The 22,416-nt window shown below is 72.6% G+C and carries 17 protein-coding genes; 7 read left to right on the forward strand and 10 right to left on the reverse strand.

The window, feature by feature from the left end:
• Positions 1-109: 109 nt before the first annotated feature.
• Together ACFVYX_RS00525 and ACFVYX_RS00530 are read left to right on the forward strand one after the other, a co-directional pair.
• The gene (locus ACFVYX_RS00525) at positions 110-1,843 is read left to right on the forward strand and encodes an ABC transporter ATP-binding protein (protein ID WP_389679060.1); all 1,734 of its coding nucleotides are present in this window, start codon (positions 110-112) and stop codon (positions 1,841-1,843) included.
• Positions 1,843-3,774, forward strand: coding sequence for an ABC transporter ATP-binding protein (locus ACFVYX_RS00530; RefSeq protein WP_389679061.1), 1,932 nt, complete (start codon positions 1,843-1,845; stop codon positions 3,772-3,774). Before ACFVYX_RS00525 ends, ACFVYX_RS00530 begins: the two co-directional genes overlap by 1 nt.
• A 470-nt stretch (positions 3,775-4,244) precedes the next feature.
• On the opposite strand, the gene ACFVYX_RS00535 is transcribed toward ACFVYX_RS00530, so the two are convergent.
• The 6 genes from ACFVYX_RS00535 to ACFVYX_RS00560 all read right to left on the reverse strand — a co-directional run bounded on the left by ACFVYX_RS00535 (position 4,245) and on the right by ACFVYX_RS00560 (position 12,054).
• The gene (locus ACFVYX_RS00535) at positions 4,245-5,315 is read right to left on the reverse strand and encodes an RNA polymerase sigma factor (RefSeq protein WP_389679062.1); all 1,071 of its coding nucleotides are present in this window, start codon (positions 5,313-5,315) and stop codon (positions 4,245-4,247) included.
• Between the two features lie 57 nt (positions 5,316-5,372).
• Positions 5,373-7,271, reverse strand: a complete 1,899-nt coding sequence (gene dnaG / locus ACFVYX_RS00540) for a DNA primase (protein ID WP_389679063.1) — start codon at positions 7,269-7,271, stop codon at positions 5,373-5,375.
• Between the two features lie 29 nt (positions 7,272-7,300).
• Positions 7,301-8,560 (reverse strand): NAD(P)/FAD-dependent oxidoreductase, encoded by a 1,260-nt coding sequence (locus ACFVYX_RS00545; RefSeq protein ID WP_389679064.1) that lies wholly within the window; start codon positions 8,558-8,560, stop codon positions 7,301-7,303.
• Between the two features lie 119 nt (positions 8,561-8,679).
• A complete protein-coding gene (locus ACFVYX_RS00550) occupies positions 8,680-10,002 on the reverse strand; it encodes a deoxyguanosinetriphosphate triphosphohydrolase (protein ID WP_389679065.1) in 1,323 nt (440 codons plus the stop codon).
• 35 nt (positions 10,003-10,037) lie between these two features.
• Positions 10,038-10,949: a sirohydrochlorin chelatase gene (locus tag ACFVYX_RS00555; RefSeq protein ID WP_389679066.1), complete on the reverse strand. Its 912-nt coding sequence runs from the start codon at positions 10,947-10,949 to the stop codon at positions 10,038-10,040.
• Between the two features lie 403 nt (positions 10,950-11,352).
• On the reverse strand, positions 11,353-12,054 hold the full coding sequence (locus ACFVYX_RS00560) for a hypothetical protein (protein WP_389679067.1): 702 nt from the start codon (positions 12,052-12,054) through the stop codon (positions 11,353-11,355).
• A gap of 75 nt (positions 12,055-12,129) precedes the next feature.
• On the opposite strand from ACFVYX_RS00560, the gene ACFVYX_RS00565 reads away from it, so the two are divergent.
• The 3 genes from ACFVYX_RS00565 to ACFVYX_RS00575 all read left to right on the forward strand — a co-directional run bounded on the left by ACFVYX_RS00565 (position 12,130) and on the right by ACFVYX_RS00575 (position 15,797).
• On the forward strand, positions 12,130-12,858 hold the full coding sequence (locus ACFVYX_RS00565; protein ID WP_389679068.1) for an aquaporin: 729 nt from the start codon (positions 12,130-12,132) through the stop codon (positions 12,856-12,858).
• 37 nt (positions 12,859-12,895) lie between these two features.
• Positions 12,896-13,585: a vancomycin high temperature exclusion protein gene (locus ACFVYX_RS00570; RefSeq protein WP_389679069.1), complete on the forward strand. Its 690-nt coding sequence runs from the start codon at positions 12,896-12,898 to the stop codon at positions 13,583-13,585.
• A gap of 106 nt (positions 13,586-13,691) precedes the next feature.
• Complete coding sequence (locus ACFVYX_RS00575) at positions 13,692-15,797, forward strand: molybdopterin oxidoreductase family protein (RefSeq protein ID WP_389679070.1); 2,106 nt, start codon at positions 13,692-13,694, stop codon at positions 15,795-15,797.
• Here the strand turns inward: ACFVYX_RS00575 and cutA are convergent.
• From cutA to ACFVYX_RS00595, 4 genes are read right to left on the reverse strand one after another with little or no spacing between them, the layout of a single operon-like run.
• Positions 15,784-16,509, reverse strand: a complete 726-nt coding sequence (gene cutA / locus ACFVYX_RS00580; protein WP_389679071.1) for a divalent cation tolerance protein CutA — start codon at positions 16,507-16,509, stop codon at positions 15,784-15,786. The two genes, ACFVYX_RS00575 and cutA, sit on opposite strands and share 14 nt — an antisense overlap.
• On the reverse strand, positions 16,506-18,413 hold the full coding sequence (locus ACFVYX_RS00585; RefSeq protein ID WP_389679072.1) for an ABC transporter ATP-binding protein: 1,908 nt from the start codon (positions 18,411-18,413) through the stop codon (positions 16,506-16,508). Before ACFVYX_RS00585 ends, cutA begins: the two co-directional genes overlap by 4 nt.
• A complete protein-coding gene (locus ACFVYX_RS00590) occupies positions 18,410-20,143 on the reverse strand; it encodes an ABC transporter ATP-binding protein (protein ID WP_389679073.1) in 1,734 nt (577 codons plus the stop codon). Before ACFVYX_RS00590 ends, ACFVYX_RS00585 begins: the two co-directional genes overlap by 4 nt.
• A 12-nt stretch (positions 20,144-20,155) precedes the next feature.
• Positions 20,156-20,764: an NADPH-dependent FMN reductase gene (locus tag ACFVYX_RS00595; protein WP_389679074.1), complete on the reverse strand. Its 609-nt coding sequence runs from the start codon at positions 20,762-20,764 to the stop codon at positions 20,156-20,158.
• 92 nt (positions 20,765-20,856) lie between these two features.
• On the opposite strand from ACFVYX_RS00595, the gene ACFVYX_RS00600 reads away from it, so the two are divergent.
• Positions 20,857-21,618, forward strand: a complete 762-nt coding sequence (locus tag ACFVYX_RS00600; protein WP_389679075.1) for an aminotransferase class IV — start codon at positions 20,857-20,859, stop codon at positions 21,616-21,618.
• Positions 21,619-21,851: 233 nt separating this feature from the next.
• A complete protein-coding gene (locus ACFVYX_RS00605) occupies positions 21,852-22,358 on the forward strand; it encodes a hypothetical protein (protein ID WP_389679076.1) in 507 nt (168 codons plus the stop codon).
• The last annotated feature ends 58 nt before the right edge of the window (positions 22,359-22,416 follow it).

Here is a 22,416-nt window from a genome sequence, read left to right on the forward strand (position 1 = left end):
TGTTCGCGCCCCGATCCGCGAAGACCCGGTTCGTAAAGTCTTTGCCAGGGCTCGCCGCGCCCCCTAAACGAGTCGTAACGTCTCGGGGGCGCGGGCGATAGTAGGAGCCGTGCTCATAAGACTTCTCCGAGCCCACCTCGGGCCCTATCGAAAACCCATCGCCCTGCTCGTGCTGCTTCAGTTCCTGCAGACCTGCGCGAGCCTCTACCTGCCCACTCTGAACGCGGACATCATCGACAACGGTGTCGTCGAGGGGGACACCGGCTACATCCTGCGGTTCGGCGCCCTGATGGTCGGCGTCTCCGTCGTCCAGGTCGTCTGCAACATCGGTGCCGTGTTCTACGGCGCCCGGACGGCCTCCGCCCTGGGCCGGGACGTGCGCGGCGCGGTCTTCGACCGGGTGCAGTCGTTCTCCGCGCGGGAGCTGGGGCAGTTCGGGGCGCCGTCGCTGATCACCCGTACGACCAATGACGTGCAGCAGATCCAGATGCTGGTCCTGATGGCGTTCACCCTGATGGTCTCCGCGCCCATCATGTGTGTCGGCGGCATCGTGATGGCCCTCGGCCAGGACGTGCCGCTCTCGGGTGTGCTGCTCGCCGTGGTGCCGGTCCTCGGGATCTCCGTCTCGCTGATCGTGCGGCGGATGCGGCCGCTCTTCCGGACGATGCAGGAGCGTCTCGACACGGTGAACCGGGTGCTGCGCGAGCAGATCACCGGCAACCGGGTGATCCGGGCGTTCGTGAAGGACACGTACGAGGAGGAGCGGTTCCGCGGGGCCAACGCCGAGCTGACCGACGTGTCGATGGCGACCGGCCGGCTGATGGCGCTGATGTTCCCGACGGTGATGACCGTCGTGAACATCTCCAGCGTGGCCGTCGTCTGGTTCGGTGCGCACCGCATCGACAGCGGCGGGATGCAGATCGGCGCGCTGACCGCGTTCCTCGCCTATCTGATGCAGATCGTGATGGCGGTCATGATGGCCACCTTCATGTTCATGATGGTGCCGCGGGCCGAGGTCTGCGCGGAGCGCATCGAGGAGGTCCTCGGGACCGAGTCGAGCGTGGTGCCGCCGGCCGATCCGGTGCGGACGCTGGACCGGCGCGGGCACCTGGAGGTCAGGGGCGCGGACTTCCGGTACCCGGGTGCGGAGGAGTCGGTCCTGAAGGACGTCGCTCTGGTGGCCCGGCCCGGTGAGACGACCGCGATCATCGGCTCGACGGGCAGCGGGAAGTCGACCCTGCTCGGGCTCGTGCCCCGGCTCTTCGACGCGACCGGCGGAGAGGTCCTCGTCGACGGGGTGGACGTGCGCAGGCTCGACCCCGGACTGATGGCCAGGACCGTGGGACTCGTCCCGCAGAAGCCCTACCTCTTCTCCGGGACCGTCGCCACCAACCTCCGCTACGGCAAACCCGACGCGACCGACGAGGAACTCTGGCACGCCCTTGAAGTCGCCCAGGCCGCCGACTTCGTACGGAGGCTGGAGAACGGTCTGAACGCCCCCGTCGCGCAGGGCGGCACCAACGTCTCCGGTGGGCAGCGGCAGCGTCTCGCCATCGCGCGGACGCTGGTCCAGCGGCCTGAGATCTATCTGTTCGACGACTCGTTCTCGGCGCTCGACTACGAGACGGACGCCCTGCTCCGGGCCGCGCTCGCCGAGGAGACGGCCGACTCGACCGTCGTGATCGTCGCCCAGCGGGTCTCCACCATCCGGGACGCCGACCGGATCGTCGTCCTCGACGAGGGCCGGGTCGTCGGCACCGGACGGCACCAGGAGCTGATGGCGGACAACGAGACGTACCGGGAGATCGTGCTCTCCCAGCTCACCGAGGCGGAGGCAGCCTGATGGCCGGTCCTGGCGGACGCATGATGGCCGGTGGCGGCCCCGACCAGCGGTCGATGGACTTCAAGGGCTCGGGAAAGCGGCTGCTGAAGCAGCTGATGCCGGAGCGCGGTGCGCTGTGGCTGATGCTGGTCGCGGGTGTGCTGTCGGTGGCGGCTTCCGTGGTCGGCCCGAAGATCCTCGGCAAGGCGACCGACCTCGTCTTCGCCGGTGTCATCGGGAACCAGATCGAGGGCGGCACGAAGGCGGAGGCCATCGCGGGGCTGCGCGCCGCGGGCGACTCCGGCATGGCGGACATGCTGACCGGCGTCGACTTCACCCCGGGGCAGGGGATCGACTTCTCCGCCGTCGGCGAGGTGCTGCTCGTGGTCCTCGGCGTCTATGTGGCGGCGGGCCTGCTCATGCTGGTCTCCACCCGTATGTCGATCAAGGTGATCAACCGGACGGTCTACCGCATGCGGGAGGACGTCCAGACGAAGCTGGCGCGGCTTCCCCTGTCGTACTTCGACAAGGCGAAGCGCGGCGAGGTGCTGTCCCGGGCGACCAACGACATCGACAACATCTCGCAGACGCTCCAGCAGTCGATGGGCCAGCTGATCAACTCGCTGCTCACGATCGTCGGCGTGCTCGCGATGATGTTCTGGATCTCGCCGCTGCTCGCACTCGTGGCCCTTGTGACGGTGCCGGTCTCGGTCTTCGTCGCGGCGAGGATCGGCAAGCGCTCACAGCCGCACTTCGTGCAGCAGTGGAAGTCCACGGGCGCGCTCAACGCGCACGTGGAGGAGATGTACAGCGGGCACGCCCTGGTGAAGGTCTTCGGCCGGCAGGAGGAGTCCGCGGCGGACTTCCGCGAGCAGAACGAGGCCCTCTACGAGGCCGGCTTCAAGGCGCAGTTCAACAGCGGTGTGATGCAGCCGGTGATGTTCTTCGTCTCGAACATCAACTACGTCCTGGTGGCCGTCGTCGGCGGTCTCCGGGTGGCGAGCGGCACGCTGTCCATCGGTGACGTGCAGGCCTTCATCCAGTACTCGCGCCAGTTCTCCATGCCGCTGACGCAGGTCGCGTCGATGGCGAACCTCCTGCAGTCCGGTGTCGCATCGGCCGAGCGAATCTTCGAGCTGCTCGACGCCGAGGAGCAGGAGCCGGACGCCCCGAAGAGCGAGAGCGAGACGCCTGCGGACCTCAAGGGCAAGGTCGCCCTCGAGGGCGTCTCCTTCCGGTACGAGGCCGACAAGCCGCTCATCGAGAACCTGTCGCTCACGGTGGAGCCGGGGCAGACGGTCGCGATCGTCGGCCCGACGGGCGCCGGCAAGACAACCCTGGTGAACCTGCTCATGCGGTTCTACGAGGTGACGGGCGGCCGGATCACCCTGGACGGGGCGGACATCGCGAAGATGTCCCGGGAGGAGCTGCGGTCCGGGATCGGCATGGTCCTCCAGGACACCTGGCTGTTCGGCGGCACCATCGCCGACAACATCGCGTACGGCGCCACGCGCGCGGTGACCCGGGCGGAGATCGAGGAGGCGGCGCGGGCCGCGCACGCCGACCGGTTCGTCCGCACCCTGCCCGAGGGGTACGACACGGTCATCGACGACGACGGGGTGGGGGTCAGCGCGGGCGAGAAGCAGCTGATCACCATCGCGCGGGCGTTCCTGTCCGATCCGGTGATCCTCGTCCTCGACGAGGCCACCAGTTCGGTCGACACCCGTACCGAGGTCCTCATCCAGAAGGCGATGGCGCGCCTGGCCCACGGGCGCACCTCGTTCGTGATCGCGCACCGGCTCTCCACGATCCGGGACGCGGACGTGATCCTGGTGATGGAGAACGGTTCGATCGTGGAACAGGGCACGCACGAGGAGCTGTTGGCGTCCGGCGGGGCCTACGCCCGGCTGTACGCGGCGCAGTTCGCGCAGGCGGTCGCCGAGGTCGACTGAACGGGCATGTGACCTGTGACCCGTGCCGCATGATGTGCGGCACGGGTCACATGGCCCGGGGTCGAGGTGGCGGAGGAGGAGCCGGTCACCCGAGGGCCGTCCCCTGCGTATGCGTCTCCAGGCCGGCAACGAGTGGACCCTGCGGGTGAGGCCCGTCGCCGCCGCCCGCCGGCTGGAGGGCATGATCCAGGGGTACTGCTGCGAGGCTCTGCTGTACACGGGCGGACCGGCCGGCCTCCAGGTGGACTTCGAGGGCGACCCGGAGATGAACGGCAGCGGCTACATCGGCATCAACGGCTACGAGGTCGCCGGGCAGACGGACATGACCGGGCCGCGCACCCTGGTCCTGAACTCGCCCGAGGGCAAGGGTCGGCACACCGTCCCGATCCCGGCGGGCCCCCTGCTGCTGCTCCTGCAGGCGGACGGCCCCTGGACGCTCACCGTCCGCGAGGTGGGGTTCAAGACACTCCCTAGTCCAGATAGCCCCGCAGCTGGTCCGCGTAGGCGTGGTCGCGGAGTTTGCCGAGGGTCTTGGACTCGATCTGGCGGATGCGTTCGCGGGTCACGCCGAAGAGGCGTCCTATCTCCTCCAGCGTGCGGGGCCTGCCGTCGTCGAGGCCGTAGCGCAGCTGGACGACCTTCCGTTCGCGTTCGCCGAGGGTGGAGAGGACGTCCTCCAGGTGGCGGCGGAGCAGCAGGAAGGCGGCGGACTCGACGGGTGAGGCGGCGTCGCCGTCCTCGATGAGGTCGCCGAGGGCGACGTCGTCCTCCTCTCCGACGGGGGCGTGCAGCGAGACCGGTTCCTGGGCGAGGCGGAGGACCTCGCCGACCCGCTCGGGGGCCACGTCCAGCTGGGCGGCGACCTCTTCGGCGGTGGGTTCGTAGCCGCGCTCCTGGAGCATGCGGCGCTGGACGCGGATGACCCGGTTGATGAGTTCGACGACGTGCACGGGGACGCGGATGGTCCGGGCCTGGTCGGCGAGGGCCCGGGACATCGCCTGGCGGATCCACCAGGTGGCGTACGTGGAGAACTTGTAGCCGCGCGCGTAGTCGAACTTCTCGACGGCCCGGATGAGGCCGAGGTTCCCCTCCTGGACGAGGTCGAGCATGGTCAGGCCGCGGCCCACGTACCGTTTGGCGACGGAGACGACGAGGCGGAGGTTGGCCTCGATCAGCCTGCGTTTGGCGATGCGGCCGAGGACGACGAGCCGGTCCAGGTCGTGCGCGAGCCGGGAGTCCAGGTCGGGCGTGGTGGCGAGTTTCTCCTCGGCGAAGAGGCCGGCCTCGACGCGGCGGGCCAGTTCGACCTCCTCCTCGGCGGTGAGCAGCGGGATGCGGCCGATCTCGCGGAGGTACTGGCGGAACAGGTCGGAGGAGGGGCCGTTGCCGCCGGGGTCGGGGCGGCGGCGCGGAACGTCCGGCGGCCCGTCCGGTTCGTCGGGGGACGGCTCCTGCGACACGGTCCGGGTCTCGGTCTGCACGACGGGCGACCTCCAGGCGGGGCGGAACGGCACCGTCAACCAGTGTGGGGTACGACACATCGCCGCCACGAGGGGCGTGCGGTGACTTTTTGAGACCGGGGGGTGACGGACCGTACGTCAGAGGGCGGCGGCGCCGTTGTTCCTCAGGGACTGCCCGTACTGGGTGAGGACCCACAGTTCGTTCTGGACGGCCGCGAGCTGCTCCGGATCGCCGTTCGCGCCGAGCCGGGCCAGGGTGCCCTGGACCTCGCGGATGCGGCGGTCGACGGCGCGGAGGCGGACGGTGACGAGCTGGTCGCCGGCGTAGGCCTCGTCGACGGTCTTGGCGAAGATCGTCTCGACGGCGAGTTCGGTGACGAGGGCGCGGACGGTGTCGTTGGGTGCGGCCTCGCGGACGGCGGCGAGGTAGTCGGAGGGGGCGCCGGTGGCGCCGCCCGCGTCCTGGACGCACTGGCGGACGGCCGCGTACGGAGGGGCGGTGAACTCGTCGGCGCCGTAGGCGTCGAAGGCCGGGGAGACGAGTTCGGGCCGCTGGAGGGCGAGCTTGAGGAGTTCGCGCTCGGTGCGGTGGGCGGGGCTGCGGAGGTTGAGCGCGGGGCCCGAGGGCCCGGCGGGTCCGGCGGGCGCCGGCTGGGTGTCGTAGCCGCGCTGGGGGGTCTGCTGCGCGGGGCCCTTGCCGCCGCGGTCACGGGCCCAGCGGGCGAGCTGGGCGACCCGCTTGACGACGAACTGGGTGTCGAGGATGCCGAGCATGCCGGCGAGCTGGACGGCGACCTCGTGCTGCGCGCCGATGTTCTTGATCCGGGCGACGACGGGGGCGGCCTCGTCGAGGGCGGCGGCCCGGCCGGCCGGGGTCTCCAGGTCGTACCGCTTGACGATCTGGCGGAGGGCGAACTCGAAGAGCGGGGTGCGGGGCTGGACGAGGTCGGCGACGGCCTCGTCACCCTTGGCGAGCCGCAGGTCGCAGGGGTCCATGCCGTCGGGGGCGATGGCGATGTACGTCTCGGCGGCGAACTTCTGGTCGTCCTCGAAGGCGCGCAGGGCGGCCTTCTGGCCGGCGGCGTCGCCGTCGAAGGTGAAGATGACCCGGGCCGAGCCGTTGTCCATGAGGAGCCGGCGGAGGATCTTGATGTGGTCGCCGCCGAAGGCGGTGCCGCAGGTGGCGATGGCGGTGGTGACGCCGGCGAGGTGGCAGGCCATGACGTCGGTGTAGCCCTCGACGACGACGGCCCGGCTGACCTTGGCGATGTCCTTCTTGGCCAGGTCGATGCCGTAGAGCACCTGGGACTTCTTGTAGATCGGGGTCTCGGGGGTGTTGAGGTACTTGGGCCCGTTGTCGTCGTCGCGGAGCTTGCGCGCGCCGAAGCCGACGATCTCGCCGCCGACGTCCTTGATCGGCCACATGAGGCGGCCGCGGAAGCGGTCGATGGGGCCGCGGCGGCCGTCCTGGGAGAGGCCGGAGAGGATCAGTTCCTTGTCGGAGAAGCCCTTGCCGCGCAGGAAGCGGGTGAGGTGGTCCCAGCCGGCCGGGGAGTAGCCGACGCCGAAGTGGCCGGCGGCGGCCTGGTCGAAGCCGCGCTCGGCGAGGAACTTCCGGCCGATCTCGGCCTCGGGCGAGTCGAGTTGGTCGATGTAGAACTGGGCGGCGACCTTGTGCGCCTCGACCAGGCGGATGCGTTCGCCGCGCTGGTGGCCGGGGTTGTAGCCGCCTTCCTCGTACCGCAGGGTGATGCCCGCCTTGGCGGCGAGGCGCTCGACCGTCTCCGAGAAGGAGAGGTGGTCGATCTTCATCACGAAGGCGATGGTGTCGCCGCCTTCCTGGCAGCCGAAGCAGTGGAAGAGTCCCTTGCTGGGGCTGACCTGGAAGGAGGGCGACTTCTCGTCGTGGAAGGGGCAGAGGCCCTTGAGGTTGCCGCCGCCCGCGTTGCGGAGCTGGAGGTACTCGGACACGACGGCGTCGATCGGGACCGCGTCCCGGACCGCCTTCACGTCGTCATCGTTGATCCTGCCTGCCACGTGTGAAGTCTACGTGGGGGCGGAGGTGATCAGATCAGGCTCTCCAGGGGTACGGAGGGGTCGGCGAGGGCGTCCGTGTCCACGGCTTTGCGGGCGCGGATCAGCTTCTGGATCGGGTCTGTGACGTCCCACACATTCACGTTCATGCCGGCGAGGATCCGGCCCTCCTTGAGCCAGAAGGCGATGAACTCGCGCTTGCCGGTGTCCCCGCGGACCACGACCTGGTCGTACGAGCCGGGGGGCGCCCAGCCGGAGTACTCCATGCCCAGGTCGTACTGGTCGGTGAAGAAGTAGGGGACGCGGTCGTACGAGACGTGCTGCCCGAGCATGCCGCGGGCGGCGGCCGGGCCGCCGTGGAGGGCGTTGGCCCAGTGCTCGACGCGGAGCCGGGTGTGGAGGAGCGGGTGGTGGGCGGCGGCCACGTCCCCTGCGGCGTAGATCTCCGGGTCGGAGGTGCGAAGGGACTCGTCGACGGCGATGCCGCCGCCGTCGGCGCGGTCGACGAGGGCGAGCCCGGAGTTCTCGGCGAGGGCGGTGCGGGGGGCGGCGCCGATCGCGGCGAGCACGGCGTGCGCCGGGTGCTCCTCGCCGTCGTCGGTGCGGACGGCGAGGACCATGCCGTCCTGGCCGACGATCTCGGTGAGCCGGGCGCCGAAGTGGAAGCGGACGCCGTGGTCGGTGTGGAGGTCGGCGAAGAGCTGGCCGAGCTCGGGGCCGAGGACCCGGTGGAGCGGGGTGGGGTCGGATTCGACGACGGTGACCTCGGCTCCGTAGCCGCGGGCGGCGGCGGCGACTTCGAGGCCGATCCAGCCGGCGCCCGCGATGACCAGGTGACCGTTGTCCCGGCCGAGGCCGGCGAGGACCTGGCGGAGCCGGTCGGCGTGGGCGAGCCGGCGCAGGTGGTGGACACCGGCGAGCTCGGTGCCGGGGACGTCGAGGCGGCGCGGCTCGGAGCCGGTGGCGAGGAGCAGCTTGTCGTAGCGGATGACGGTGCCGTCGCCGAGGCGGACGGTGCGGGCCTCGCGGTCGACGGCGATGACGGGCTGCCCGAGGTGCAGCTCGATGTCGTTCGCCGCGTACCAGGCGGCCTCGTGGACGAAGGCGCTGTCACGTTCCTTGGCGCCCGTGAGGTAGCCCTTGGAGAGGGGTGGGCGCTCGTAGGGGTGGTCGCGCTCGTCGCCGATGAGGATCACCCGGCCGTTGAACCCCTCGGAGCGGAGGGTCTCCGCCGCCTTGGCGCCGGCCAGGCCCCCTCCGACGATGACAAAGGTCTGATCCGCGTCGACCACGTCGTTTCCTCCTCGTTGCGACCGATTCCAACCTACGCCCCCGGGCGTTCGTCCGGCCGTACCGCCCCGGGGCGTGCATGCGAGCGTCCCGCACGGAGGGTGGCGGGGGAAGAGGGCCGTTACGAGGAACGGGGGTGGCGGAGGCGGGCGTGGAGCGCGCGGGCGGAGGCGTCGGTGAGGGAGGCGATCTGGTCGACGATGACGCGCTTGCGGGCCCGGTCGTCGCGCGCGGCGTCGAACAGGGACCGGAACTGCGGTTCGAGTCCGTCGGGGGCGCGGGCGACGAGGGCCTCGGCGAGTTCGGCGACGACGACACGCTGGTCGGCGCGGAGGGCCTCCTGCTGGGGGCGCTGCATCACGTACCGGTCGGCGACGGCCTTGAGGACCGCGCACTCGTTGCGGGCCTCGCGGGGGACGACGAGCTCGGCGCCGTAGCGCGTGAGACGGCCCGAACCGTACGCCTGCCGGGTCGCCCCCTCGGCGGCGAGGCAGAAGCGGCCGATGAGCTGGCTCGTGGCGTCCTTGAGGCGGGCCTGGGCGACGGCCGAGCCGTCGTAGCCGTGCGGCCACCACTCCTGGTCGACGAGCCGGTCGAGGGCCTCGGCGAGCTCCCGCGGGTCGGTGTCCTCGGGTACGTAGCGGCCGACGGCGACGGAGAAGATGTCGGCGCGCTCGGGCTCGGCGAGCAGGAGGTTGGGGTCGATGTGCCCGGCGTGCAGGCCGTCCTCGAAGTCGTGCACGGAGTAGGCCACGTCGTCGGACCAGTCCATGACCTGGGCCTCGAAGCACTTGCGGTCGGCGGGGGCGCCCTGCCGGATCCACGCGAAGACGGGTACGTCGTCCTCGTACACGCCGAACTTGGGCGAGCCGGGGTCCTCGGGGTGGCCGCCGCGCGGCCACGGGTACTTGGTGGCGGCGTCGAGGGTGGCCCGGGTGAGGTTGAGTCCGACGCTGACGAGCTCCCCGTCGGCGTCCTTCACGAAGCGCTTGGGCTCGATGCGGGTGAGGAGGCGGAGCGACTGGGCGTTCCCCTCGAAGCCGCCGCAGTCCTTGGCCACGTCGTTGAGCGCCTGCTCGCCGTTGTGCCCGAAGGGCGGGTGGCCCATGTCGTGGGAGAGGCAGGCGGCCTCGACGAGGTCGGGGTCGCAGCCGAGGGCGGCGCCGAGCTCACGGCCGACCTGGGCGCACTCCAGGGAGTGGGTGAGCCGGGTGCGGGGGCTGGCGTCCCAGGCGTGGCCGCGGGTGCCGGGGGTGACGACCTGGGTCTTGCCGGCGAGCCTGCGGAGCGCGGCGGAGTGCAGCACGCGGGCGCGGTCGCGCTGGAAGGCGGTGCGTCCGGGGCGCTTGTCGGGCTCGGCGGCCCAGCGGTCGGTCGCGGCGGAGTCGTAGCCGGGGGTGTCGGTGAGGTCGCTGATGCCGTCGGTGCCTTCGATGCCTTCCATCTCTCGAAGGTAACCGGAGGGACCGACAGAAGGGCTCAGACGGCGGCGAGTTCCCGCCTGGGGGTGGCCGTGGTGGTGAGGGCCCGGTCGTAGCGGTGGAGGACGAGACGGGCGAGGGCGGGGCGGGCGCCGAGCGGGGCGGCGGCTATCCAGGGGGCGTCGGCGGTGGCGCGGGTGGCGAAGAGACCGGGGGCGGTGAAGCAGGAGGCGACGGCGACCCGGTGGCGTCCCCGGGCGGCGAGGGCGCGGACGGCCTCGGCGACGGTGGGCGCGGCGGCGGAGGCGTAGGCGGGGACGACGGGGGCGCCCCCGAGGCGCTCGCCGAGGAGCGCGGCGATACGGCGGATCTCGGCGCCGGAGCGGGGGTCGCGGGATCCGGCGGAGGCGAGGACGACGCCGGTACCGGGGGCGGCCCCGTCCTCGGGGGCCCAGCCCGCCTGCGCGAGCCGGTCGGCGAGGGCCTCGACGAGGAGCGGGTGCGCGCCGAGCGGTTCGGCGACCCGGGCCCGGAGGGCGGGCACGGCGGCGACGGCGGCGGGCAGGTCGTGGGTGACGTGGTACCCGGGGGCGAAGAGCAGGGGTACGAGCACGGCGTCCCGGTTCTCGGCGGCGAGCTCGGCGAGGACGGTGTCGAGGAGCGGGGCGTTCAGCTCGATGTGCGCGAGCCGTACGTCGAGCCCGGGGCGCAGCTCGCGGACCCGGTCGAGGAGACGGCTCAGGGTCGCCCGTGCGCGGGGGTCGCGGCTGCCGTGGCCGACGGCGACGAGGGTGGGGGCGGGGGGCGGTGCGACGAGGGTGGTGACGTTCATGGGCGGGCGGGCCTCCTCGTCGTGCTTCCGTGGCCGACGGCCGTACGGACGCACGTGGCCGAGCTGGGTCCCGAGCTGCTCGGTGATCCTGCCGAGCAGCTCGGCGGCGCTGTCGAACGTGCTGTCCGGCTCCGTCATGGACCGATCCTGCCGGGGGCGCGTTGCCTGGCCGTTTCGGGCGGGTGACGGGTCTTTGCCGTGACCTCACAGCGCCCGGGCCCGCCCCGCCGGGACGGCGCCTCCCGCCGGGCCCGGGCTTCCGCGCCCGAACCCGGTGCGCGCCGCACAGTTCATGCCGCCCGGCCCCGCACCCCGGGTGCACCGCACAAGTGGGTGCGGGTCCAGGCACAAGGGGCGCAGGCGCCCGCATGGGGCGCCGTCCCGTGTGCCCACCCGTCCCGCCCCAGCGGGACGAATGCCCACACGGGGAGGGTGGGCGGGCCCGGGGCGGATGCCCACACGGAGGTGGGGCGGGCGCGGGTGGGTGCCCGCACGGCGGGCGCGGGGCACGTGCCCTCGCGGGGGGCCGCGTGGGGGTGGGTCAGGTGCTCAGCCAGATCCGCAGTGGGGCGAGGTCCTCGAAGCCGGCGGCGAGGGCGGGGGGCAGGTCGCCGCCGGACTCGTAGCCGACGACCGGGCGGTCCTCGGGGGCGGCGGCGAGGGCGCCCGCCCAGGTGTAGGACGGGTCGGTGTCCCCCGTGGCGAAGAGGTTGGAGAGGCCGGTGACACGGGCGCTCGCGGTGAGGACCGCGCCTCCGAGGATCCGGCCGTCGTCGGCGTACCCGGCGACGATCGTCGTCGCCGGGTCGGCGAGGAGCTCGGGGCGGAACAGCGCCGCGTCCTCGGCGTCGTCACCGCTCCAGGCGAGGGCCCAGGCGGCGAGTTCCTCCGGGGTGCGGACGGGGCGCCAGCCGGGCGCGGCCGGGGGGCGCGGAAGTCCCGCCGCCCGGTGGATCCAGCGGGCCTCGAAGAGGAGGCGGAAGCCCTCGGCGGCCAGGTCGAGGCGGGCGAAGCTGTCCTTCACCGAGGCGCCGGGGGCGGTGCGGTCGATGCCGGCGAGGACGTCCTTCGCGTCCGCGTCCTCCCTGAGCGTCACCGCGTCCGGGTAGTAGAGCGGGGTCCGGTCGGCGCTGGTCCAGGCGCGGGGGGCGAAAGTGCCGGTGAGTCCGTGGGCGGCGCACATGGCCTGGCACCACTCGGCGTTGTTGCGGACCGCGTCCGCGAGGACTGCATCGGTGATCATGCGCGGATCGTACGGGGGCCACGCCCCTCTCCTCCCCTCTTTTTTCCTTCCGAATCACGGAATATCTTTTCCGTTATGAGAATGTCCCCGCCCGCGCTCCCCCGGCGCGCCGCCGCCGAGTTCATCGGCACCTGCGCCCTCGTCGCCGTGATCGTCGGCTCCGGCATCCGTGCCGACTCCCTGAGCCAGGACATCGGCGTCCGGCTGATCGCCAACGCCGCCGCCTCCGCCCTCGGTCTCGGGCTGCTCATCGCCCTCATCGGGCCGCTCTCCGGGGCCCACTTCAACCCCGTCGTGACCCTGTCGGAGTGGTGGTCCCGGCGGCCGCGCCACGAGCGCGGAGGCCGTGAGGCCCTCGCCTACATCGGCGCCCAGCTCGCCGGAGCCGTCGCGGGGGCCCTGCTCGCCGAGGCGATGTTCGGGCGGACGCCCGGCGCCTGGGCCACCGAGTCGCGCTCGGCACTGCACCTGCTGCTCGGCGAGGCCGTCGCGACCGCCGGGCTCGTCCTCGTCGTGCAGGGGCTGCGCCACATCGGCCGGCCCGGACTCGCCCCCGTCGCGGTCGCCGGGTACATCGGCGCGGCGATCTGGTTCACCTCCTCCGGCTCCTTCGCCAACCCGGCCGCCACCGTCGGCCGGGCGTTCTCCGACTCCTTCACCGGGATCGCCCCCTCCTCGGTGCCCGCGTTCGCCGCCGCCCAGCTGCTCGGCATGCTGCTCGGGATGGTCCTGGCCGGTGTGTTGTACGGAACAGACCGGGGCGCCGGCGAACCGAACCCCGCCGATGCGCGTCGGACGGGGTGACAGACCGACACCCGCCCACGCCCACGGAGGTTCCCGCATGCCGGCACGGCTCACCCGGCTGATTCCCCGCACCACCCGGGCCCGCCGCCGTACCGTCCAGGCCGTGGTGGCGGGCGCCGTCCTCGCCCTCCTCCCCTCCACCTGGATGCACACCGCCGCCGCCGGGAAGCTCCGTACCACCGCCGACGTGCCCGCCCGGGACGTCGCCGTCGTCTTCGGCGCCGGCCTGTGGAACGGGCGCCCCACCCCGTACCTCGCGCACCGGCTCGACACGGCCGCCGAGCTGTACCGGACGGGCAAGGTCCGGGTCCTCCTCGTCACCGGGGACAACAGCAGGACCGCGTACGACGAACCCAGCGCCATGCGCGCCTACCTGACCGCGCGCGGGGTGCCGGACGGGCGCATCGTCAGCGACTACGCGGGCTTCGACACCTGGGACTCCTGCGTCCGGGCCCGGAAGGTCTTCGGGGTCGACCGGGCCGTGCTCGTCACCCAGGACTTCCACATCAAGCGGGCCGTCGCGCTGTGCGGCCGCGCGGGCGTCGACGCGTACGGCGTCGGGGTCCCCGAACCCCACGACGGCACCTGGTACTACGGCACCACCCGAGAGCTGTTCGCCGCGGGCAAGGCCTCCCTCGACGCCGCCCTGCGGCCGGATCCGCAGTTCCTCGGGCCGACGGAGAAGGGCGTCACCGAGGCGCTCGCCTCCCCCCACGACCGGCCGTGACCCGGCGCACGCCTCACCTCCCCCGCCGCCGTGAGCTGAGCGGAGAGCACCGCGCCCGTAATACGCGGCGCCGCCCCGCGTAACACGTCTGACGCACGCTTGCGGCATGTCCGAGGTCACCGCCGTACCCACCCACTGCCCCTACTGCGCCCTGCAGTGCGGCATGTCGCTCCGCCCCACCGGCGACCCGGAGCTGCCCGCCGAGGTGGTCGACCGGACCGACTTCCCCGTCAACCGGGGCGCCCTGTGCGGCAAGGGCCGCACCGCCCCCTCCGTACTCTCCTCCCGGGTCAGGCTCACCGAGCCCCTGGTCCGATGCCCTGACACGGGGGCCCTGGCGCCCGCGACCTGGGAGGAGGCACTCGCCGCCGTCGCCGACGGGCTGCGCCGGACCCGCGCCGACCACGGTCCCGATGCCGTGGGGGTCTTCGGCGGCGGCGGCCTCACCAACGAGAAGGCGTACACGCTCGGGAAGTTCGCCCGGCTCGTCCTCGGCACCTCGCAGATCGACTACAACGGCCGCTTCTGCATGTCGTCGGCCGCGGCCGCGCACGGCAGGGCCTTCGGCCTCGACCGGGGGCTCCCCTTCCCCCTGGAGGACATCCCGAAGACCGGGTGCGTCATCCTCGTCGGCTCCAACCTCGCCGAGACCATGCCGCCCGCCCTGCGCTACCTCACCGAGCTGAGGGAGAACGGCGGCAAGCTGGTCGTCATCGACCCGCGCCGCACCCGCACCGCCGAACAGGCCGATCTGCACCTCGCTCCGCGCCCCGGCACCGACCTCGCGCTCGCCCTCGGCATGCTGCACCTCGTCGTCGCCGAGGGCCGGGTCGACGAGGAGTTCGTCGCCGGGCGCACCACCGGCTGGGAGGCCGCGCGCGCCGGGGCCATGTCCCACTGGCCCGAGCAGGTCGAGCGGATCACCGGCGTGTCCGTGCCGCAGCTCCGTGAGGCCGTCGCGATGTTCTCCGACGCGCCCACCGGCATGGTGCTGACCGCGCGCGGCCCCGAGCAGCAGTCCAAGGGGACGGACACCGTCGGCGCCTGGATCAACCTCTGCCTCGCCACCGGCAAGGCGGGCCGACCGCTCAGCGGCTACGGCTGCCTCACCGGCCAGGGCAACGGCCAGGGCGGCCGCGAGCACGGCCAGAAGGCCGACCAGCTGCCCGGCTACCGCAAGCTCGACGACCCGGCCGCACGCGCGCACGTGGCCGGGGTGTGGGGGGTCCCGCCCGAGTCGCTGCCCGGCCCCGGGCGGAGCGCGTACGAACTCCTCGACGCGCTCGGCGGCGACGTGAAGGCCCTGCTCCTCATGGGCTCCAACCCGGTGGTCTCCGCGCCGCGCGCCGCGCACGTCGAGGAGCGGCTGCGCCTCCTCGACTTCCTCGCCGTCGCGGACGTCGTCCTCTCCGAGACCGCCGCGCTCGCCGATGTCGTGCTGCCCGTCACCCAGTGGGCGGAGGAGACCGGCACCATGACCAACCTGGAAGGCCGGGTACTGCTCCGCCGCCGCGCCCTCACCCCGCCCGCCGGGGTCCGCAGCGACCTGGAGGTGCTGCACGCGCTGGCCGGGCTCCTCGGCTGGGAGAAGGGTTTCTCCGCAGACCCGGAGGAGGTCTTCGAGGAGCTGCGGCGCGCCTCGGCCGGCGGCCCCGCCGACTACGCGGGCATCAGCTACCGGCGGATCGAGGAGGAGCAGGGAGTGTTCTGGCCCTGCCCCACGCCCGAGCACGAGGGGACGCCCCGGCTGTTCCTCGACCGGTTCTCGACGCCCGACGGGCGGGCCCGGTTCGTGCCGGTGGTGCACCGGGCGGCGGCCGAGGAGACGGACGCCGAGTACCCGGTCGTCCTCACCACCGGCCGGGTCGTGTCCCAGTACCAGTCGGGCGCGCAGACCCGGCGGGTCGACGAGCTGAACGCGGCGGCGCCCGGCCCCTTCGTGGAGCTCCACCCCCGGGTCGCCGAGCGGCTCGGGGTGGCCGAGGGCGAGCGGGTCGCGGTGGTGTCGCGGCGCGGCCGGGCCGTCGCCCCGGCCCGGATCACCACGGCGATCCGGCCGGACACGGTCTTCATGCCGTTCCACTGGTACGGCGAGGGCCGGGCGAACACCCTGGTGAACCCGGCGCTCGACCCGGTCTCCCGGATGCCCGAGTTCAAGGTGTGCGCGGTACGCCTCGAACGGCTCGCTCCGGAGGAGACTACGGCCGGCTGAACCAGTCGCCGCCCTCGATGACCGGGCCGAGGGGCGCGTCCGGCGCCGCGAGGAACACCCAGGCGGACACCCGCGCCCCGTCCCGTAGCCGTACGACGTCCATCGCCACCCGCTCGTACCCGACTGGCAGCTCAAGGCGGTCGAGCAGCCCGAACAGTTCGCCGTAGGCGCCGGGCGCGGGCGTGAGCAGGGTGCCGGCCACCTGGCCCCCCTCCGCCGGGACGACGTACGGATAGCCGGGGCCGTCGTGCAGGACCGCCCCGTACAGCACGCCGTCCGCCTCGTCGCCGATCCGGCCGCGGAGGAACCGGTCGTGGTTGTACCCGCCGGGGCGGAGCGTCCCGTACACGAAGAACGGCCGCTCGTCGTGCGTCGGCACGAGGCCCTCGATCGCCGGGGCGGGCGCGGTCTCCCGCTCGACCCAGCGGGCGTAGTCCTCGCTGACCCGGGTCACCCGGGTGGCGACGACCTCGGGCGTCTCGTAGTCGTGGGCGGCGAGGAGGTGCGCCTCCAGGGCCGGATAGCGGGCCTCGGTGGTCTTGAGGACCACCTGCCACTCCTCCGCGGACTCGATCGCGCCCCGCCAGTGGTAGACGGAGGTGACGGGCCCCGAGATCTGCGCACAGGCGGCGAGCCGGCTCTCGACGGCGCCGCGCGCCAGGGCCTCGGCCTTGGCGCGCGCGTCGGTGGTGGTGAGGACGGTGACGATCACGCCTCCACCGTACGGGCGAACTGGGCGGCGTGCAGCCGGGCGTACGCCCCTCCGGCGGCGAGCAGTTCCTCGTGGGTGCCCTGTTCGGCGATCGAGCCGCTCTCCATCACCAGGATCGTGTCGGCGTCCCGGATCGTGGAGAGCCGGTGGGCGACGACGAAGCTGGTCCGCCCGGCGCGCAGGGAGGCCATGGCCTGCTGCACGAGGAGTTCGGTGCGGGTGTCGACGGAGCTGGTGGCCTCGTCGAGGACGAGGATCACCGGGTCGGAGAGGAAGGCGCGGGCCAGCGTGATCAGCTGCTTCTCGCCGGCGCTGAGGCCTCCGCCGTCCTCGTCGAGGACGGTGTCGTACCCGGCGGGCAGGGTGCGGACGAACCGGTCGGCGTGCGCGGCCCGGGCCGCCGCCACGATCTGCTCCCTGGAGACCTCGCCGGGCACCCCGTAGGCGATGTTGTCGGCGATGGTGCCGCCGAAGAGCCAGGTGTCCTGGAGGACCATGCCCGTGTGGGAGCGCAGTTCCTCCCGGGTCATCGTCGCCGTGTCGACGCCGTCGAGGGTGATCCGGCCGCCGGTGACCTCGTGGAAGCGCAGGAGCAGGTTGACCAGGGTGGTCTTGCCGGCCCCCGTGGGGCCGACGATGGCGACGGTACGGCCGGGTTCGACGGTGAGGGACAGGTCCTCGATGAGGGGCTTGCCGTCCTCGTAGCGGAAGGCGACCTTCTCGAAGGAGACCTTGCCGCGGAGCTCGGCGGGCCGCTGCGGCTCGGCCGGGTCCGGGGACTCCTCCTCGGCGTCGAGGAGGTCGAAGACCCGCTCGGCGGAGGCCACTCCGGACTGGAGGAGGTTGGCCATCGCGGCGACCTGGGTGATCGGGCCGTTGAACTCGTACGAGTACTGGATGAAGGCCTGCACGTCGCCTACGGACAGCGTGCCGCTCGCCACCCGCAGTCCGCCGACGACGGCGATGGCGACGTAGTTCAGATTGCCGACGACGGTCAGCGCGGGCTGGATGAACCCGGACACGAACTGGGCGCGGAAGCTCGACCGGTACAGCTGCTCGCCCAGCTCGTCGAAGCGGCGGACGGCCTCGTCGCGGCGGCCGAAGGCGACGACCTCGGTGTGACCGGTGATCATCTCCTCGACATGGCTGCCGAGCCTGCCGGTGACCGCCCACTGCTTCACGAACTGGGGCTGGGCGCGCCGCCCGACGAAGGCGGCGACGGTGACCGAGACGGGCACGGTGACGAGGGCGACGAGGGCGAGCAGCGGCGAGATCCAGAACATCATCGCGAGGACGCCCAGCAGGGTCAGCACGGCCCTGATCATCTGGCTGAGGGCCTGCTGGAGGGTCTGGACGATGTTGTCGATGTCGTTGGTGGTGCGGGAGAGGACCTCGCCGCGTGACTGCCGGTCGAGATAGGTGAGGGGCAGCTTCGCCAGCTTGTGCTGGGCCCGCTCGCGGAGCCGGTGTCCGGCCCGCTGGACGACGGTGGTGGCGATGCGGAGCTGGATCCAGGTGAAGAGGGCCGAGCCGGCGACGACCGCGGCGGAGAGGGCGAGGATCCGGCCGACGGCCGCGAAGTCGACTCCGGCGGGGCCGGTGGCGCCGGTGACGACGAGGTCGGTGGCGCGGCCGAGGAGGAGCGGGCCGAGGACGGAGAGGGAGACGGCGGTGACACCGGCGGCGAGGACGGCGAGGAGGAGGGGCTTGTCGGGGGCGAGGGTGCGCAGGAGGCGGAGTCCGGAGGTGCGGAAGGAGAGGGAGCGTTCGAGGACGGCGGCGGCGGGGAGGCCGGGACCGCGCTCCTTGGGGGCTCCTTCGGTGCGGGCGGGGGCGGTGGGCGGTCCCTCCGTGGTGCCGGTGCTTCCGGTGCCGCCGGGGCGGCTCGCCGTGGCGGTACTCATGCCGCTTCCTCCTCGGTGAGCTGGGAGAGGACGATCTCCCGGTAGGTGGCGTTGTCCCGCATCAGCGAGGTGTGGGTGCCGGTGCCGACGTTCCGGCCCCGGTCGAGGACGACGATCCGGTCGGCGTGCCGGATGGTGGAGACCCGCTGGGCGACGATCACGACGGTCGAGTCGGCCGTCTCCTCCCGGAGGGCCTCGCGGAGCCGGGCTTCCGTGCGGGGGTCGAGCGCGGAGAAGGAGTCGTCGAAGAGGTAGAGACGGGGGCGGGCGACGAGGACCCGGGCGATGGCGAGACGCTGCCGCTGGCCGCCGGAGACGTTGGTGCCGCCCTGCTCGATGGGGGCGTCGAGCCCCTTCTCCAGGTCGCGTACGAAGTCGGCGGCCTGGGCGACTTCAAGGGCGTGCCAGAGTTCCTCGTCGGTCGCGTCGGGTTTGCCGTAGCGGAGGTTGGTGGCGACGGTCCCGGAGAAGAGGTAGGGCTTCTGCGGGACGAGTCCCACGGTCCTGGCCATCAGTCCGGGGTCGAGCCTGCGCACGTCCACCCCGTCGACGAGGACCTCTCCGCCGGTCGCGTCGAAGAGCCGGGGCACGAGCCCGAGCAGGGTCGACTTCCCGCTGCCCGTCGAGCCGATGATCGCGGTCGTCTCACCGGGCCGGGCCACCAGAGCGACGTCCTTCAGGACCGACTCCTCCGCACCCGGGTACCGGAAGTCAGCGCCCCTGACCTCCAGGTGCCCGCGCCGGTCCAGCGTCCGCACCGGATCGGCCGGCGGGACGACCGAGGAGCGGGTGTCGAGGACTTCGCGGACACGCTCGGCGCCCGCCTCGGCCCGGGGCATGTGCATGGCCAGGAAGAGGACCATCATCACGGACATGGCGGTCTGGAGCAGGTAGCCGAGGAAGGCGACGAGGCCGCCCGGCTGGAGGGTGCCGGAGTCGATCCGGTGGGCGCCGACGTACACCAGGGCGACGGTGGTGAGCTCCCAGACGATGAGCACCGTCGGGTACATCAGGGCCTGGAGCCGGCCGGCCCGGAGGCCGACCGACAGCAGCTCGTCGTTGGCGGCGCCGAACCGTTCCCGCTCGTGCCGGTCGCGGACGAAGGCACGGACCACCCGGACGCCGGTGATCTGCTCGCGGAGCACCCGGTTGGCGCCGTCGACCTGCTCCTGCATGCCCCGGAACAGCGGCCGCATCCGCAGCACGATCAGGCCGACGGCGCCGGTCATCACGGGCACGAAGAGCAGCAGGACCAGGGCGAGCGGCACGTCCTGGCGCAGGGCCATGGCGATTCCGCCGACGCAGAGGAGCGGCGCGGCGACCAGCATGGTCAGGACGAGGACGGTGAACGTCTGGATCTGCTGGACGTCGTTGGTCGTACGGGTGATGAGGGAGGCGGCGCCGAACCGGCCCCGCTCCCGGGCGGAGAAGTCCTGGACGCGGCGGAACACCTCGGAGCGCAGGTCACGGGCGACGCCCATGGCGATCCTCGCGCCGGTGTAGGTGGCGGCGGCCGCGACCACGCCCTGGAGGAGGGTGACGGCGATCATCACGGCGCCGCCGCGGAGGACCCGGCCGGTGTCGCCCCGCAGGACGCCCTCGTCGATGACGCCGGCGTTGAGAGTGGGCAGGGCCAGGGAGGCCAGGGACTGGACGAGCTGGAGGGCGACGAGGAGGACGAGGAGGGCCCGGTAGGGCCTGAGGCGGGGGGCGAGGAGTCGCAGCAGCATGATGACGGTTCCTCACGCGCCGTAGGGGCGGACCGTCTTGGCGTCCTTGAGGGCCCTGCCCCACCAGCCGAGCTGGTCGAGGAGCACCTTGGCGGCGCCGTCGGCGGGGGCGGGGTCCTTGTGCCGGCCCTCGTCGTCGAACTGTCCGTGGGCGTGGTGGAAGGAGACGGTCTCGCGGACGGTGACGGCGTGCAGTTCGGCGTAGATCTGGCGGAGCTGTTCGACGGCCCGCAGACCGCCGGAGATCCCGCCGTAGGAGACGAAGCCGACGGGCTTGGCCTGCCATTCGGTGTAGTGCCGGTCGATCAGGTTCTTGAGGGAGGCGGGGAAGGAGTGGTTGTACTCGGGGGTGATGACGACGTAGGCGTCGGCGGCGGCGAGGACCGGGGAGACCTTGGCGAGTTCGGCGCGGACGGCCGGGGAGGGGGCGTGGGAGAGGGAGGTGGGGAGGTCGAGTTCGGCGAGGTCGACGACGGAGACGGTGAAGTCCTCGCGCTCGGCGAGGCGGGAGCGGAACCAGTCGGTGATGACGGGGGCGAAGCGGCCTTCGCGGTCGCTCGCGACGACGAGGACGAGGTGCAGGGGCAGGGGCAGGGTCTGGGCGGAGTTCGTGGTGTCCATGTCGACGATCCTGATACCTCAAGTTTGGTTGAGATCAAGCGGTGCTCCGCGTCCGCTCCTCAATGCCCTTTCGCGGCACGTACGGTGAGGGCATGACCACCCCGCCCCACCACATCGAGATCGACGGCGTCCCCGCGGCCGACCCGGCGCTCCTCGCCGCCCTGATGAGCGGCTTCGGCCACTTCACGGCGATGCAGGTACGGGACGGGCGCGTGCGGGGCCTCGGCCTGCACCTGGCCCGCCTCGACCGCTCCACCCACGAGCTCTTCGGCGGGGAACTGGACGGGAAGCGGGTCCGCGGCCTCGTCGCCGGAGCCCTGGAGACGGCCGGGGTCCGGGACGCCTCGGTGCGGGTGTACGGGTACGAGGGCGCCCGCCTCGCGGTGACCGTCGCCCCGCCGGCCCCCGAAGGCCCCGGCGCCCCGCAGCGCCTGACGAGCGTCGAGTACTGGCGCCCCGCGCCCCACATCAAGCACCTGGGCGGCTTCGGCCAGAGCTACCACCGCGAGGCGGCCCGGCGGGCCGGCTACGACGAGGCCCTGCTGACCTCCCCGTACGGTGAGATCGCCGAGGGCGCGATCACCAACATCGCCTTCTGGGACGGGGCCTCCCTGGTCTGGCCGTCCGCGCCCTGCCTGGAGGGGATCACCATGACCCTCCTGACGGCCCGCCTCGCCTCGGTCCGGCGCCCGGTGACCCTGGCCGACCTGTCCGGCTACCGGGCCGCCCTGGTGACCAACTCACGGACCATCGCGCCCGTGACATCGATCGACGAGGTCACCTTCGCGATGGACGAGGAACTCATGGAACGGGTGCGCTCGGCGTACGAAGCGGTGGAGTGGGACGAGCTGTAGGGCGCCTGATCACCCGTTCGGCACGGGGAGTCACCTGACGCCATGAAACCCGCTCTGACCTGCGTAAACATCCGGAACCCAGGCGACACGCCGTATCGGACGGCCCAATCCTGATGCCTCATCAGCAGGCGCCGGGCGCGCGACGGCTCTTATCTCGGTCACAGAAGGCCGTTCCGGGAAGTCCCTCCCGGGAGGCCGATCCGCTCGACCGCTCGCGCGCCCCGGAGGCCCCCATGCGCACCACTGTCCGCCTGTTCACCGGTACCGCGCTGACGGTCGCCGCGATCGGAGCCCTCGCCGCCCCCTCGGCGTACGCCGGGAACTCCGAGGCGCTGGAGATCTACCCGGCCGAGGCCTCCCCCGGCACCACCGTCACCGTCAACACCCTCGCCTGCGGCAAGCACGGCCGCGGTGTCGGCGACGCGAACTCGCTGGGCGCGGGTGAGTTCCATCTGAGCCCGAGCACGCACAAGGAGGTCGTGGTCGGTCAGTTCACCGTGCCGGAACACGCCAAGCCGGGCACCTACGGCATCAGCGTGGCCTGCGACAACGGCAAGACCGCCCGGGGAGACCTGACGGTCAAGCACCGGCGTCCCAGCGGCCACGTCCAGACCGGTGTCGGGGGCAGCGTGGGCCCCGACACCGCCCAGGTCACGGCGGGCGCGGCGGTGCTGGCCGCGGCTGCCGTGGGCGGAGTCCTGCTCCTGCGCCGCCGGGCGAGCGGCGCGCGGGGGCACTGAGACCACCCGCCTGTCCTGCCCCCGCCGCGCGCCCGTTCACGGCCCGGCGGGGGCAGGG

Source organism: Streptomyces sp. NPDC058326 (assembly GCF_042879855.1).
Classification (GTDB): Bacteria; Actinomycetota; Actinomycetes; order Streptomycetales; family Streptomycetaceae; genus Streptomyces.

Coding starts and splice junctions, on each gene's coding strand:
- ACFVYX_RS00590 (WP_389679073.1), bottom strand. CDS start 20,143: ATGCTGCTGCGACTCCTCGCCCCCCGCCTCAGGCCCTACCGGGCCCTC.
- ACFVYX_RS00565 (WP_389679068.1), top strand. CDS start 12,130: ATGAGAATGTCCCCGCCCGCGCTCCCCCGGCGCGCCGCCGCCGAGTTC.
- ACFVYX_RS00585 (WP_389679072.1), bottom strand. CDS start 18,413: ATGAGTACCGCCACGGCGAGCCGCCCCGGCGGCACCGGAAGCACCGGC.
- ACFVYX_RS00530 (WP_389679061.1), top strand. CDS start 1,843: ATGGCCGGTCCTGGCGGACGCATGATGGCCGGTGGCGGCCCCGACCAG.
- ACFVYX_RS00550 (WP_389679065.1), bottom strand. CDS start 10,002: ATGGAAGGCATCGAAGGCACCGACGGCATCAGCGACCTCACCGACACC.
- ACFVYX_RS00575 (WP_389679070.1), top strand. CDS start 13,692: ATGTCCGAGGTCACCGCCGTACCCACCCACTGCCCCTACTGCGCCCTG.
- ACFVYX_RS00555 (WP_389679066.1), bottom strand. CDS start 10,949: ATGACGGAGCCGGACAGCACGTTCGACAGCGCCGCCGAGCTGCTCGGC.
- ACFVYX_RS00595 (WP_389679074.1), bottom strand. CDS start 20,764: ATGGACACCACGAACTCCGCCCAGACCCTGCCCCTGCCCCTGCACCTC.
- ACFVYX_RS00570 (WP_389679069.1), top strand. CDS start 12,896: ATGCCGGCACGGCTCACCCGGCTGATTCCCCGCACCACCCGGGCCCGC.
- ACFVYX_RS00535 (WP_389679062.1), bottom strand. CDS start 5,315: ATGTGTCGTACCCCACACTGGTTGACGGTGCCGTTCCGCCCCGCCTGG.
- ACFVYX_RS00560 (WP_389679067.1), bottom strand. CDS start 12,054: ATGATCACCGATGCAGTCCTCGCGGACGCGGTCCGCAACAACGCCGAG.
- ACFVYX_RS00600 (WP_389679075.1), top strand. CDS start 20,857: ATGACCACCCCGCCCCACCACATCGAGATCGACGGCGTCCCCGCGGCC.
- ACFVYX_RS00605 (WP_389679076.1), top strand. CDS start 21,852: ATGCGCACCACTGTCCGCCTGTTCACCGGTACCGCGCTGACGGTCGCC.